The organism is Bradyrhizobium sp. CCBAU 11361, from assembly GCF_028128935.1.
Classification (GTDB): Bacteria; Pseudomonadota; Alphaproteobacteria; order Rhizobiales; family Xanthobacteraceae; genus Bradyrhizobium; species Bradyrhizobium niftali.
This window is the reverse complement of the sequence record NZ_LBJZ01000004.1, coordinates 32,500-46,002: the sequence shown is the minus strand read 5'-3', so window position 1 is coordinate 46,002 and position 13,503 is coordinate 32,500. Positions and strand designations below refer to the sequence as shown.

Here is a 13,503-nt window from a genome sequence, read left to right as displayed (position 1 = left end):
TCACGGCGCCGTCCGCCGTTCCTGTGCATAGCGCACCAGCGCCGCGAAGCGATAGATGCCGTGCACGAACTTGCCGTAGGGCATGGTGATGAACAGCGCGAACACCGCGCCGAGATGCAGCGCCAGCAGCGGTCCCATGGCGGCCGTCTCGCGCAGGATCAGAAGCAGCATGCCGGTAAGACCGGTCAGGAACAGCATGGCGATGAAGCCGACATCCATGCCGTAGCGTTGCTCGTCGAGCAGCTCCGGCGCCCCGCGCAGTTTCGCGAGGAACAGGCCGATCGGCCCGACGATGAGGCCGATGCCGCCGAGCGCGCCGAGCACGACGGGCAGATCCCACCACGGATACGGCGCCTCGCGTCCGAGGAGATAGTGATAGAGCGTCGCGACGGACGTCGCGGCAAAGCACAGCAGGAAGCCGTAGAACGTCAGGTGGTGATAGAGCTTGCGCCGGTCGGTCGGCTTGTCGTCCTCGTTGTAGCAGCCGACGCCGCCGCCATGGAGATAGCGCAGCTCACCGGCATCGCGGACCGCCTGGACAATCGAGCCGCCGTCGGCGCGGCCGCCGATCGGCGTGCCGATATCGCGCCAGAATGCGCGCACGCTCATGACCAGCGCGAGGATGGCATAGAGGAACGCGGCGCTGAACAGCGCGGCCATCACATTGTGCGGCATCAGTCTGTAGAATGCGCCCGGCCCGGTATGGACGCCAAACAGCACGCCGCGGTCGTTCAGGGCGGCGAAGCCGAGGATGAAGAGCGCCATGCTGAGCGCAGCGACGATGCTGATGACGAGACCGTTGCGCGCGAAGGCGCCGGACAGCGCCTGCGGCCAGGCATAGGCCGCATAGGACTCCGCGCGCGCGATCGCGAGCGTCTGCGGGACGTTGACGTTGAATTCGTGCGGCGGCGAGAACTGGCAATCGACGTAGCAGGCGCCGCAGGCATGGCAGAGATTGGCGAGATAGTTGAGGTCGCCGTCGGAGAACGCACGGCGCATCTCCATCGCCGGGAACACCGCGCACAATCCCTCGCAATAGCGGCAGGAATTGCAGACCGTCATCAGGCGGTCGGCTTCGTCCAAAATTCTGGTTCCGTGCATGGCTTTACTTCGTCAGGCCCTTTCCCTCGAGCCATTTCTGGATCAGGGCTGCTACCTCGAGGTTGTTCTTGTCCATCATCACCATATGCGAATTGCCCTTGATACCAGCCCGCGGGAGGTCGACGATGTCGACGCTGCCCCCGGCCGCCTTGATGGCGTCCGCAAAGGCAATGCCGTTGGCGCGGATCTTGGGCCAGCGTGAATCGCGCTCGATATAGTCGCCGTAGATGATCAGGGTCGGAATGTTCTTCAGCGCATCCGCCCTGGCGGGATCGCCGATGCCGGCCGGCTCGATCGCAATCAGCGCCTTGACCTTGTCAGGCCGGGCTTGCGCGACCTTGAAGCCGAAGCTGCCAGCCTGGCTGTGGAACAGGATCACCGAGGGGCCGACGCGATCGATCTCGGCGATATAGGCGGCGATGGTCGCATCGTCAGTCGTGGTCCAGCGCGGCACGTTCTGCTTGACGAAATTCTCGTAGCCCTCGACCGGAAACTGGTTGCCCGGCAGCACCTTTCGCTTGGCGGGATCGGGATCGTAGGAACTTGGCCCATCGCCGATGCGGAAACGTTCGAACGGATTGGCTGTGGTGAGGAAGACCGGCTCGCTCTTGAAGATGTCGGGGTATTGCGCCCAGCCCGCGCGTCCGCGCTCCACCGCGTCGGAATTGTAGACCGCCCACCCCTTGCGCAGAAAATAGTTCAGCCAGCCTTCGCGTCCGTCCGGCGTGGTCTCGTAGGTGACGCCGGTCAGTCCGCCGCCATGCCACATCAGCAGCGGATAGGCCCCCTTCTCGTTCGCGGGCAGGAAATACTGCACGTACATCTGCTCGACCTGATAGGTGCCGTTGGGATCGACCTTGGCTGGTACGCCGCCAGGCGCGAACACGACCTCCTTCACCGGCTTGCCGGTAATTTCGACAAGACGCCCACCGACATGGAACGAACCCATGTCGCGCAGGGTGATCGGCTCGGCGGCACAGGCGTGGCCGGCGATCAGCAGCGTCGCGATCAAAGCAATGGCAATGCGTGACATGGTTCCTCCCAGAGCCTTTTCTTCGTTCTAGTTCTTCGCATGGCGTGCCGCTTCCCGTCCTGCGATCCGCCCGAACACGCTGCCGATGGTCATGCCCATGCCCGCCGCATAGCCTTTGCCGAGCACATTGCCGGCCATGATCTCGCCGGCCGCGAACATGTTCGCCGACGGCTTGCCGTCGGCCATCAGCATCCGTGCCTCCCTGGTCACACGCGTGCCAAGATAGGTGAAGGTGATGCCGGGCCGCACCGGATAGGCGAGATAGGGCGGCGTCTCGATCCGCCGCGCCCAATGCGTCTTGGGCGGCGTGATGCCCTCGGTGCGGCAGTCGTCCAGGATGGTGTGATCGAAGGTGCCGGGCCGCACCGCGGCGTTGAACTCGGTGACGGTCTTTTCGAACGCGGCCGGATCGAGCTCGAGCTTGCCGGCAAGCTCGGCCACCGTCTGCCCGGCGATCGGCGGGAACAGCGTCGGCATGAAGCTCGTGACGACGGTGGAATCGAAGATGATGTAGGCGATCTGGTCGGGCTGCGCCGCGACCAGCCGGCCCCAGATCGCGTAGCGCTTCGGCCAGATGTCCTCGCCCTCGTCGTAGAAGCGCTGCGCGTGCTTGTTGACGACGATGCCGAACACCACGGAGTCGTGGCGGGTGATGATGCCGCCGTCGAATTTCGGCGCGCGGGCGTCGATCGCGACCGCATGGCACTGCGTGGGATCGCCGACCTCCTGTACGCCCTTGTCGAGCAGCATCTTCAGGATCGAACCGCGATTGTAGGGCGTGCCGCGGATCAGGAAATTGTCGGCGGCTTCGCCCCAATATTGCTTCAGCCACTCGATGTTGGCCTCGAACCCGCCGGCCGCGGCGACCAGCGACGTCGCGCGGATCTCGGTCTCGCCCCTGATCGGCCGTTTGAGGCGGGCGGCCAGGAACATCCCGTCCTCGATCACGAGGTCGATGACCTCGGCATCGTATTCGACATCGACGCCGAGCCGCTCGGCGGTGAGGTAGAGCGCATTCAGCATCGCGCGCCCGCCGCCGAGGAAGAAGGAGTTGGTACGGCCGAGGCTCAGCGTGCCGCCGAGCGAGGGCTGCCAGCGCACGCCCTGCTCCACAATCCAGTTCAGGATGTCCTTGGATTCGCGGATCATGTGACGAGCCAGCACTTCGTCGGTCTGCCCGCCGGTCACGCGCAGCAGGTCCTCCCAGAACTCCTCCTCGGTGTAGGGGCCGGTCAGGATTTCGGTGGCCGCGTCATGGGCGCAGCGCATGTTGCGGGTATGGCGGGTGTTGCCGCCGCGATAGAATTTTGGCGCGCCTTCGAGCACCAGCACCGAGGCGCCGCCCCGACGCGCCGCGATCGCCGCGCACAGCGCCGCATTGCCGCCGCCGATCACCAGCACGTCGTATTTGCTGCTCATGCCGTCTGCCCGATGCGACGAAGTTGGAGACATTCTGCCCGCCGGCGGCCTCGGTCAACCGGTCCGCCATTGCGTACTTTTGTATACAAAGATATACAGAAAATGCGCAAGCGACATCTCTGCATGGGCAGGATGCGCTTGGCGCTTCGAGGATGCATGACCAGACGCGCGGCAAAGGCAGGATCGATCGATCGCGGCGCGGGCGTCGCGCTGGGCGAAGCCGTGTTCCGCTCGCTCTGCGAGGCGCTCCAGGCCGGTAGCTACCGCGCGGGCGATCGCCTGCGGGAGGAGGAGGTGGCGCAGCGGCTGAAGGTCAGTCGCACGCCGGTGCGCGAAGCGCTGGGCCGGCTCGCGGCGCGCGGCTTCGTCGAACCCGCCGGCGGCCGCGGCCTGATCGTCCGCAACCTCGACATCTCCGAGGTGCTCGAACTCTACGCCATGCGCGAGATCATGGAAGGCGCCGCCGCGCGCCTTGCCGCCGAGCACGCCTCGGCGACGGAGATCGACGCACTCAGGGACATCGAGCAGACCTTTGTCGAGGCGTCCGCGGCCGACGCCACCGAGATGGCAAGGCTCAACCGCGCCTTCCACGAGGCGATCTGCCGCGCGGCGCGCAACCGCTATCTCGACAACGCCTCCCGCGAACTTCAGGACTGGATCGCCCTGCTCGGCCCGACCACCTTCACGGTGACGGGACGTCCCACGACCAGCCACGGCGAGCACCAGGCCATGATCGACGCGATCGCCGCGCGCGACGGCGACAGGGCCGAGCAGCTCGCGCGCGCGCACATCCGCGAGGCACTGCGCTGCCGGCTGAAATTGTTGCAGAAGCAATAGGCCGATCGTCCGCCCGATCACGCCTCGAACACACGCGTCAGCAGCCAATAGCCACCGAGCAGGCTGATGATTGCGGACACCGTGTAGACGAGCTTTGCGGTTCGCACCGGCCCGGTCGGGCCGGCGCTGGTCAGCCGGTCCAACAGGCCGAGCATCGGCAGCATGACCGCAACGATCGCAATCTGCCCGATCTCGACGCCGACGTTGAAGGCGGCCAGCGCCGGGACAATGGCATCCGGCGGCAAGCCTATCTCCCGAAGCGCGCCGGCAAAGCCGAAGCCGTGGATCAGGCCGAACAGAAAGGCCACGCGCCAGCGCTTGTCGATATCGCGCGAGACAAAATTCTCCACCGCCACGAACACGATCGAGGCCGCGATCGCGGGCTCCACGATGCGGCCCGGGATGACGAGGACATTCAACGCCGCCAGCGACAGCGTCATGGAGTGAGCGATGGTGAAGGCGGTAACGATCTTGATGACCGGAACGAGCCCGCGTGCCCAGAGCATGACTGCGACCAGAAAGGCGACATGATCGTAGCCGAGGAAGATGTGCTCGATGCCGGCGACGAGATAGCGCTGCATGGTCGAGGACAGCGATGGCGGCGCCGTCGAGAGCGTGACCGTCGTATTGCCGGCGTCGAGCAGGGCCTGCGCCTCGGACCTGCCCTGCGCGATCAGCACGATCTGGCGCGCGGCCTTGTCCTTCTCGGTGAGCACGGTGGAGCGATAGACGATATCGCCGGTCGTGTTCGCGCAGGCGAAACTGTTGCGATAGACGACGCCATCACCGTCCGGGAGGATCGCCGCAGCAGCTGGCGCGCAAGCCGTGCCGCCGCCTGTTACGGCCAGATGCCCGTCGAGATAGGCAAGGATGGCGGTCCTGGCCGCTTCGACCGCGGCCGGATCGACCGCATCCTGCCTCGCATCATAAATCTTCGTGCCGATCAGGCGATCGACGTCGCTGCCCTTCAGTCCCAGCTCGACGGTCACCGTGCGATCGCCGGTCAGCGCCACGCGCGCCGTCGCAAGGTTGACCTGATGCGCCTCGGCCGGAAAGCAGAGGCCGAGCAGAGCCGCGAGCCACAGCAGCCGTGGCCGCCTCATGATCCCGCTCCATCGCCTTCACGCCAGCACATCCGCGACGACCGCTTTGGAGACATCCCGGACGTCAGTGGGCTTGAGCCGCACCTGCAAGCCGCGCTGGCCGCCATTGAGATAGACGTAGTCATGCGCGAGCGCGCTCTGCTCGATCACGGTGCGCACGGGCTTGCGCTGCCCGAACGGGCTGATGCCGCCGACCTTGAAGCCGGTGACGCGCTCGGCTTCCGGCGGCTTCATCATCTGCGCCGACTTGCCGCTCGCCGCCGCGGCGAGCTTCTTCATCGAGACTTCCTGGTCGGACGGAACGATCACGCAGACCGGCTTGCCGTCCACGAGCGCCATCAGCGTCTTCAAGACGCGCGCGGGATTCTCGCCAAGCGCGGCGGCGGCCTGGAGCCCGATGCTCTCGGCATCGGGATCATAGTCGTAAGCGTGCACGGTGAAGGCAACACCTGCGGCCGCGAGCGCACGTGTGGCGGGAGTGACTTTGGACATGGGCGATGTTTAGCACCGTCACCGCGCGGAGCGAAGGGACGGCGACGTGGATGCACGCACGCGCCACACCCCCGGTGTCGTCCCGGCCTAGTGCGCAATTGCGCACGGGGGGCCGGGACCCATAACCCCAGGGAGCAGTTTTGCGAAGACCCGTCGCTCGGGACTGCGACCATCCGCAATCGGCAGATCACGCGGTATGGGTCCCGGCCTTCGCCGGGACGACACCGCATATTTGGAGGCATTGTGCCGCCAAGAGACCGGCGAGCCCGCCGCCCCTACTCCGCCGCGTCCCGCATCTCGGCGCGCTCGGCTTTGACCGCGCAGAACTTGAATTCGGGGATCTTGCCGAACGGATCGAGCGCCGGGTTGGTCAGGAGGTTCGCAGCCGCTTCCGCGTAGCAGAACGGCATGAACACCATGTTCTCCGGCACGTCGCGGTCGGAGCGGACCTTGACCTCGACAGCGCCGCGGCGGGTCTCCAGGCGAATGAAGTCACCCGGCGCGAGCTGCTTCTTGCGCATGTCCTTCGGGCTCATGAAGGCGACCGCCTCCGGCTCGATCTGGTCGAGCACCTGCGCGCGGCGGGTCATCGAGCCGGTGTGCCAATGCTCAAGCACGCGGCCGGTGGAGAGCACCATCGGATATTCGGCGTCGGGAAGCTCGTCCGGCGGGATGACGTGGGCCGGCACGATCTTGCCGCGCCCGCTCGCGGTCGGGAAGCCGGTGGTGAAGATGATCTCGTTGCCCGGCTTGTTCGGATCGTCCGCCGGATAGGTGACGGCGCCTTCGCGCACCAGCCGTTCCCAGCTGATGTTCTTGAGCGACGGCATGAGCTCTGCCATCTCGGTGTAGACATCGCCGGGGCCGGCATAATTCCACGGCAGGCCCATGCGCTTGCCGATCTCCTGGATGATCCAGAGATCCTGCCGCGCATCGCCCGGCGGCTTGATCACCTGGCGCGCGAGCTGCACGCGGCGATCGGTGTTGGTGAAGGAGCCGTCCTTCTCGGCGAAGGCCGAGGCCGGCAGGATGACGTCGGCGTGGAACGCGGTCTCGGTGACGAAGAGATCCTGCACCACGAGATGGTCGAGCATGGCGAGCGCGTGCCGCGCATGCTGGAGATCGGGGTCCGACATCGCGGGGTTCTCGCCCTCGATATACATGCCCTTGATCTCGCCGGCATGGATCGCGTTCATGATCTCGACCACCGTGAGGCCGCGCACGGGATCGAGATCCTGCTGCCACAGCTTCTCGAAGGCGCCGCGCAAGTCGTCGCGGCCGACCGGCTGGTAGTCCGGCAGGAACATCGGGATCAGGCCGGCGTCGGAGGCGCCCTGGACGTTGTTCTGGCCGCGCAGCGGATGCAGACCGGTGCCGGGGCGGCCGACCTGGCCGGTGATCAGCGCGAGCGCAATCAGGCAGCGCGCATTGTCGGTGCCGTGGACATGCTGGCTGATGCCCATGCCCCAGAAGATGATCGACGACTTTGCCCGCGCATAGGTGCGCGCAACTTCGCGCAGCGTTTGGGCCGGGACGCCGCAGATCGCCTCCATCTTCTCCGGCGTGAATTCCTTGATCTTCTCCTTGAGGTCCTCAAAACCCTCGGTGTAGCCGGCGATGTACTGGTCGTCGGTCAGGCCTTCCGTGATGATCGTGTTGATCATCGCGTTCAGCATGGCGACGTCGGAGCCGGGCTTGAACTGCAGATGCTTGGTCGCATGGCGCGACAGCGTCTGCCGGCGCGGGTCCATCACGAACAGCTTGGCGCCATTCTGCTTGACCGCGTTCTTGATGAAGGTCGCGGCGACCGGATGGTTCACGGTCGGGTTCGCCCCGATCACGATGATGACCTCGGCGTCCATCGCCGCGGAGAACGGTGCCGACACGGCGCCCGAGCTCAGACCTTCGAACAGCGCCGCCACCGACGAGGCGTGGCACAGCCGGGTGCAGTGGTCGACATTGTTGGAGCCGAAACCGGTGCGCACCAGCTTCTGGAACAGATAGGCCTCTTCGTTCGAGCCCTTGGCCGAACCGAAGCCGGCCAGCGCCTTCACGCCGTTGGTGTCGCGGATCTTGACGAGACCCTTGGCCGCGATGTCGAGCGCTTCCTCCCAGCTCGCTTCGCGGAAATGGGTGAACGGATTGGCCGGATCGACCTGGTCGTTGGCATCCTTCTTCGCATTGGGCAGCCGCACCAGCGGCTTGGTCAGGCGATGCGGATGGTGGATGTAGTCGAAGCCGAAGCGGCCCTTGACGCAGAGACGGTTGCGGTTGGCGGGACCGTCGCGGCCCTCCGCATAGATCACCTTCTCGTCCTTGACCTCATAGGTGACCTGGCAGCCAACGCCGCAGAACGGGCAGAGCGAGTCCACCTTCCTGTCGGCATAGGTGACGCGGGTCTGCTTCTCGTCGAGCATCACGGCCGGCATCAACGCGCCGGTCGGGCAGGCCTGCACGCATTCGCCGCAGGCGACGCAGGTGGACTCGCCCATGGGATCGTCGAAGTCGAACACGATCTTCGAGCCATGGTTGCGGTAGGCCATGCCGATGACGTCGTTGACCTGGACCTCGCGGCAGGCGCGCACACACAGGCCGCACTGGATGCAGGCATCGAGATTGACGCGCATCGCCGGATGGCTCGCGTCGGTGGCCCAGCGATCGGCGGCGGGAAAGCGGCTCTCGGTGACGCCGGTGGCCTCGGCCCAGTGCCAGAACTTCGAATCCGGATCGTGCGAGGTCTCGCGCGCCGGCTGGTCGGCGACGAGCAGCTCCATCACCATCTTCTGCGCCGAAACCGCGCGCGCGCTTTCGGTCTTCACCTTCATGCCGACCGACGGCGTGCGCTTGCAGGATGCGGCGAGCACGCGCTCGCCCTCGATCTCGACCATGCAGGCGCGGCAATTGCCGTCGGGGCGATAGTCGGGCGCCGGCGAGTAGCACAGATGCGGGATGTCGCGGCCCTGGCGTTTTGCGACCTGCCAGATGGTCTCGCCGGGACTGGCCTCGACCTGCTTGCCGTCGAGCTCGAACGTGATTTTGGTCATTCGGCCGCTTCCTTGAACTCGTCAGGGAAATATTTGATCACGGTGGCAAGCGGATTCGATGCCGCCTGTCCGAGCCCGCAAATCGAGGCATCGCGCATCGCCTGGCTCAATTCTTCCAGCAAGGCACGGTCCCAGACCGGCTTCTGCATCAGCAGCGCCGCCTTCTGGGTTCCGACGCGGCACGGCGTGCACTGGCCGCAGCTCTCGTCCTCGAAGAACTTCATCAGGTTCAGAGCCGCTGCGCGCACGCTGTCCTTCTGCGACAGGATCACGATCGCGGCCGAGCCGATGAAGCAGCCGTATTTCTCTAGCGTGCCGAAATCGAGCGGGATGTCGTCCATCGATGCCGGCAAAATGCCGCCGGACGCGCCGCCCGGCAGGTAGGCGTAGAAGGTGTGGCCGTCGGCCATGCCGCCGCAATATTCGTCGATCAGTTCGCGCACGGTGATGCCTGACGGCGCGAGCTTCATGCCGGGATTTTTCACGCGGCCGGAGACCGAGAAGCTGCGCAGGCCGTGACGCTCGTGGCGGCCGTGGCCCTTCCACCAATCGGCGCCCTTCTCGACGATGTCGCGTACCCACCACAGCGTCTCGATGTTGTTGATCAGCGTCGGCAGGCCGAACAGGCCGACCTGGAACGGATAAGGCGGCTTGTGCCGGGGCAGGCCGCGCTTGCCCTCGATGCTCTCGAGCAGCGAAGATTCCTCGCCGCAGATATAGGCGCCGGCGCCGCGGCGCATGTGCAGCGTCGGGCCATCCGGCGGCAGCTTTGCGATCTCGCGCTCCAGGATCTCGCGCGAGGCAGGATATTCGTCGCGCAGGTAGATGTAGACGTCGGAGGCCTCAACCACATGCGCGCCGATCAGCATGCCCTCGATGAAGCGATGCGGATCGCTTTCGAGATAGACGCGATCCTTGAACGTGCCGGGCTCGCCCTCGTCGCCGTTGATCGCCATCAGCCGCGGACCGGGTTCGCCCAGCACCGCGCGCCATTTGCGGCCGGTCGGGAAGCCGGCGCCGCCGAGACCGCGCAGCGAGGCGTCGTCGAGCGCCTTCAGCAGATCATCCTTCGGCAACTCGCCCGAGCGAAGGCGGTTGAGCAGCGTGTAGCCGCCGCCCGCGACATAGGCGTCGTAGTCGATATATTCGGACAGATGCGCGTGGGTGTCGCCGGCCTTCGCGGCCGCCATCACATTGGCGACGGTCGCATGATCGACGAAATTGTGTCCGACTTCCGCGGCAGGTGCGGTGTCGCAGCGACCGACGCAGGGCGCGCGCACGACGCGGATGCCGGGACCTGACGCGCTCTGCAAATCCTCCAGCAGCTTCTCGCCGCCCAGCATCGCGCAAGTGAGAGAATCGCAGACGCGGATCGTCAGCGGCGCGATATCAGCCTCACCTTCCTTCACGATGTCGAAATGCGCGTAGAAAGTCGCGGTCTCGAATATCTCGGCGAAAGCGAGCTTCATCTCGTCGGCAAGCGCGGCGAGATGCGCCGCCGAGATCTGGCGATACTTGTCCTGGATCAGGTGGAGATATTCGATCAGGAGGTCGCGCCGCCGCGGGCGATCGCCAAGCAACTGCTCGATCTCGTGTGCGGCGGTGGGATCGACCTGCCGCCCCTTGGGCGTGGCCTTGGCTCGCTTCCGTCCCTCGCCCGGATGTTCAAACGAGCGGACCTCGTGCACGTCATGGCTCATCGATGAGTCTCGTCAACCTTCTTTAGAACAGGTCCAATTCTAACCCTTGGCATACCAGATGCCAAGAGAATTCATCCGTTCCGATAAGCATTTAAGGGCATGCGGCCAACAAGCCTCACGCCCCCTTACCTCGAACTGTTCGCGGAACCCGGCCTCAGGTCTTGCTCATGCACTCTTCGATGTAGAACCAGCGGTCGTCGCCGGCGAGGCCCTTGGACTTCACGTCGGCGCGGCAGGCCTTGAGCTTCGGCTTGTTGGCGGACCACTTCGCCTTCATGTCCTTCAGCTTCTGCATGGTGAGCTTGATCTTGCCCGGCCTGGCCTCCGTCGTCGCCGCCGGCGCTGTGGTGGCAGGTGCTGCCGCGGTTTGCGCGGACGCGGCATGAAGGCCAGCGACCAGCAACACGGCCGCAAGGCAAATTCGGGTACGAAGCATTTCAATTCCCCCTAAGTCCCAGTCTCGATGATGTCTGAAAGGCGAACGCCGCGGGATGCCGATGATGAGCATCCCGCGGCTGTCTTGATGGCGATCAGAATATCTTGACCGCACTCTCCAGCGTCTTCCAGACACCCCACAGGAGGGGAATGCCGACGAAGGCCCAGAACATCGCGGCCTTGGCGTCGAGCCCGCCGAACCCGATGCCGTAGGAGCCGTGCGGCCCCGCCGCGGCGGCGCTGGCGCTCGCCGCCTGCAACTTGGCGACGTCGGCATCCTTCATGTGCCACTTCGAATCGACCGGCTTGATCAGGTAGTTGCAGATCAGGCCCGCGATCAGCATCGCGCACAGGATGTACATGGTGGTGTTGTAGAGCTGGTCGCGCGGCACGCCGGCCGCGAGCTGGAACTCGCGGATGTAGTTGACCACGACGGGGCCGATGATGCCCGCGGTGGACCATGCCGTCAGCAGCCGGCCGTGGATGGCGCCGACGAACTGCGTGCCGAACATGTCGGCGAGATAGGCCGGCACGGTCGCGAAGCCGCCGCCATACATCGACAGGATGATGCCGAAGCCGAGCACGAAGAGCAGCTTCGAGCCCATCGCCGCAAAGGTCGGCGCCAGCGCATAGAGCACGATGCCGAGGATGAAGAAGGTATAGTAGGTGTTCTTGCGTCCGATCTTGTCCGACAGCGACGCCCAGAAGAAGCGGCCGCCGATGTTGAACAGCGACAGCAATCCGGCGAAGCCCGCGGCGATCGCTGCGATCTGCGCCTTCTGCCCGGCATCGAGCGCGTTGAAGCCGACGTCCGGCAGGCCGATCAGCTTGCCGGCGAAGATCTCCTGAAGCATCGGCGAAGCCATGCCGATCACGCCGATACCCGCCGACACGTTCAGGCAGAGCACCCACCAGATCAGCCAGAACTGCGGCGTCTTGTGCGCGTCGTTGAGATGAACGTTGTTCTTCGAGATCATCGCGTTGGCCTTGGACGGCGGGGTCCAGCCTTCGGGCTGCCAGCCGGGCGGCGGCAAGCGATAGCGGAACGCGCCGATCATCATGAACACGAAGTAGATGACGCCCATCGCGACGAAGGTCTCCCAGACGCCGACCGACGTCGGACTCTTGAAGTAGTTCATCAAGAGGTTCGCCAGCGGCGCGCCGATCATGGCGCCGCCGCCGAAGCCCATGATGGCCATGCCGGTCGCCATTCCGCGGCGGTCCGGAAACCACTTCACCAGCGTCGACACCGGCGAGATATAGCCAAGGCCAAGACCGATGCCCCCGATCACGCCCGAGCCCAGCCACAACAGCCAGAGCTGATGGGTGTAGACCCCGATCGCACCGAGGAAGAGGCCGCCGCACCAGCAGAGCGCCGAGACGAAGCCGGCCTTGCGCGGTCCCACGCGTTCCAGCCAGCCGCCCCAGACTGCAGCCGCGATACCGAGCAACACGAAGAACAGGGTGTACATCCATCCCATGCTGGCGACCTTCCAGTCGCAGCTGGTCGTGAACAGTTCCTGGAACAGCGAAATATCCCCGCAGACCTTCGGCGCGGTCAGCCCGATCGCGCGTGAGAGCGGCAACCAGAACACCGAGAAGCCGTAGGCCATGCCGATGCACAAATGGATGCACAGCGCCGCAGGCGGCACCAGCCAGCGATTGAAGCCGGCGGTCGCGATCGTCCGCTCACGATCAAGAAAGCCAGCGCCAGCGCCTGAAATCGTTCCAGCGCTCTCAATAGTAGACATACAGTCCTCCCCTAAGCCGCCCTTCTGAGCAGCCTGCCGCTAAGATCCTGATCCTCAGCCATTCACGGTGCAGCCAGCTGTCCCCCGCTGCCCCGCATCATCATCCGGCGCGCGCCAGGATCGGTCACACGCCTCCGAAAAATAAACCCCGCGAGCGGGGGCTCTATGCCCGATACGACGTGCAGGCTTCGTGTTTGGCCCGTTGATCCGCGTATCGCAGACAAGACTCAACCTCCGCGCCCGCACGGAGAAAGTCAATTTGGGCAGAAGCCATGATCGATGTCGATAGACAAAAGGTCGGTATCAACGCGGTAACGCGCTCACGAACGCAGCGCACCATTGGCACTGCCTATCGGACCATTTGTTTTTTCTATCAAGAACACGATGCGCGCGTCGTTGCGCTCGGTGATCTCCACCGTGTCGCCGGTCTCGCGAATCAGGTTCGGAATATCAATCACCGACAGGGGATCCGTGCAGTACACCTCGAGCTGATCGCCCGGCTGCAACGGTTTGAGCGCCTTGCGCGTCTTCAGGGCGGGCAGCGGGCATTTCAGCCCGGTGAGATCGAGCGTGGTTCTGGTCATGGGC

Annotated in this window: 11 protein-coding genes; 1 reads left to right on the top strand and 10 read right to left on the bottom strand. The window is 65.1% G+C overall.

Going from position 1 to position 13,503, the window contains the following annotated elements; translation table 11 throughout:
* From tcuB to tcuA, 3 genes are read right to left on the bottom strand one after another with little or no spacing between them, the layout of a single operon-like run.
* Nucleotides 1-1,101, bottom strand: a complete 1,101-nt coding sequence (gene tcuB, locus XI08_RS01810) for a tricarballylate utilization 4Fe-4S protein TcuB (RefSeq protein ID WP_271573116.1) — start codon at nt 1,099-1,101, stop codon at nt 1-3.
* Between the two features lie 4 nt (nt 1,102-1,105).
* On the bottom strand, nt 1,106-2,134 hold the full coding sequence (locus tag XI08_RS01805; RefSeq protein WP_271573115.1) for an esterase: 1,029 nt from the start codon (nt 2,132-2,134) through the stop codon (nt 1,106-1,108).
* A gap of 27 nt (nt 2,135-2,161) precedes the next feature.
* Nucleotides 2,162-3,553, bottom strand: a complete 1,392-nt coding sequence (tcuA, locus tag XI08_RS01800; RefSeq protein WP_271573114.1) for an FAD-dependent tricarballylate dehydrogenase TcuA — start codon at nt 3,551-3,553, stop codon at nt 2,162-2,164.
* A gap of 156 nt (nt 3,554-3,709) precedes the next feature.
* Between tcuA and XI08_RS01795 the strand changes: the two genes are divergently transcribed.
* Nucleotides 3,710-4,390, top strand: coding sequence for a GntR family transcriptional regulator (locus XI08_RS01795; RefSeq protein ID WP_271573113.1), 681 nt, complete (start codon nt 3,710-3,712; stop codon nt 4,388-4,390).
* 17 nt (nt 4,391-4,407) lie between these two features.
* Here the strand turns inward: XI08_RS01795 and XI08_RS01790 are convergent, their stop codons facing one another.
* The 7 genes from XI08_RS01790 to XI08_RS01760 form a co-directional block, all read right to left on the bottom strand.
* Entirely contained in the window at nt 4,408-5,493 is a 1,086-nt protein-coding gene (locus XI08_RS01790) for a HupE/UreJ family protein (RefSeq protein WP_271573112.1), read from the bottom strand.
* Between the two features lie 18 nt (nt 5,494-5,511).
* Complete coding sequence (gene ybaK, locus XI08_RS01785) at nt 5,512-5,985, bottom strand: Cys-tRNA(Pro) deacylase (protein ID WP_271573111.1); 474 nt, start codon at nt 5,983-5,985, stop codon at nt 5,512-5,514.
* A 275-nt stretch (nt 5,986-6,260) separates the two neighbouring features.
* Nucleotides 6,261-9,029: a formate dehydrogenase subunit alpha gene (gene fdhF / locus XI08_RS01780; protein WP_271573110.1), complete on the bottom strand. Its 2,769-nt coding sequence runs from the start codon at nt 9,027-9,029 to the stop codon at nt 6,261-6,263.
* Complete coding sequence (locus XI08_RS01775) at nt 9,026-10,729, bottom strand: NADH-ubiquinone oxidoreductase-F iron-sulfur binding region domain-containing protein (protein ID WP_271573109.1); 1,704 nt, start codon at nt 10,727-10,729, stop codon at nt 9,026-9,028. Before XI08_RS01775 ends, fdhF begins: the two co-directional genes overlap by 4 nt.
* Before the next feature lie 154 nt (nt 10,730-10,883).
* Nucleotides 10,884-11,165, bottom strand: coding sequence for a hypothetical protein (locus XI08_RS01770; protein WP_271573108.1), 282 nt, complete (start codon nt 11,163-11,165; stop codon nt 10,884-10,886).
* Nucleotides 11,166-11,259: 94 nt separating this feature from the next.
* The gene (locus XI08_RS01765; protein WP_271573107.1) at nt 11,260-12,915 is read right to left on the bottom strand and encodes an OFA family MFS transporter; all 1,656 of its coding nucleotides are present in this window, start codon (nt 12,913-12,915) and stop codon (nt 11,260-11,262) included.
* Between the two features lie 320 nt (nt 12,916-13,235).
* A complete protein-coding gene (locus tag XI08_RS01760; protein WP_271573106.1) occupies nt 13,236-13,499 on the bottom strand; it encodes a sulfurtransferase TusA family protein in 264 nt (87 codons plus the stop codon).
* Nucleotides 13,500-13,503: the final 4 nt, after the last annotated feature.

Coding starts and splice junctions, on each gene's coding strand:
- XI08_RS01775 (WP_271573109.1), bottom strand. CDS start 10,729: ATGAGCCATGACGTGCACGAGGTCCGCTCGTTTGAACATCCGGGCGAG.
- XI08_RS01805 (WP_271573115.1), bottom strand. CDS start 2,134: ATGTCACGCATTGCCATTGCTTTGATCGCGACGCTGCTGATCGCCGGC.
- XI08_RS01765 (WP_271573107.1), bottom strand. CDS start 12,915: ATGTCTACTATTGAGAGCGCTGGAACGATTTCAGGCGCTGGCGCTGGC.
- ybaK (WP_271573111.1), bottom strand. CDS start 5,985: ATGTCCAAAGTCACTCCCGCCACACGTGCGCTCGCGGCCGCAGGTGTT.
- tcuA (WP_271573114.1), bottom strand. CDS start 3,553: ATGAGCAGCAAATACGACGTGCTGGTGATCGGCGGCGGCAATGCGGCG.
- XI08_RS01760 (WP_271573106.1), bottom strand. CDS start 13,499: ATGACCAGAACCACGCTCGATCTCACCGGGCTGAAATGCCCGCTGCCC.
- tcuB (WP_271573116.1), bottom strand. CDS start 1,101: ATGCACGGAACCAGAATTTTGGACGAAGCCGACCGCCTGATGACGGTC.
- fdhF (WP_271573110.1), bottom strand. CDS start 9,029: ATGACCAAAATCACGTTCGAGCTCGACGGCAAGCAGGTCGAGGCCAGT.
- XI08_RS01795 (WP_271573113.1), top strand. CDS start 3,710: ATGACCAGACGCGCGGCAAAGGCAGGATCGATCGATCGCGGCGCGGGC.
- XI08_RS01790 (WP_271573112.1), bottom strand. CDS start 5,493: ATGAGGCGGCCACGGCTGCTGTGGCTCGCGGCTCTGCTCGGCCTCTGC.
- XI08_RS01770 (WP_271573108.1), bottom strand. CDS start 11,165: ATGCTTCGTACCCGAATTTGCCTTGCGGCCGTGTTGCTGGTCGCTGGC.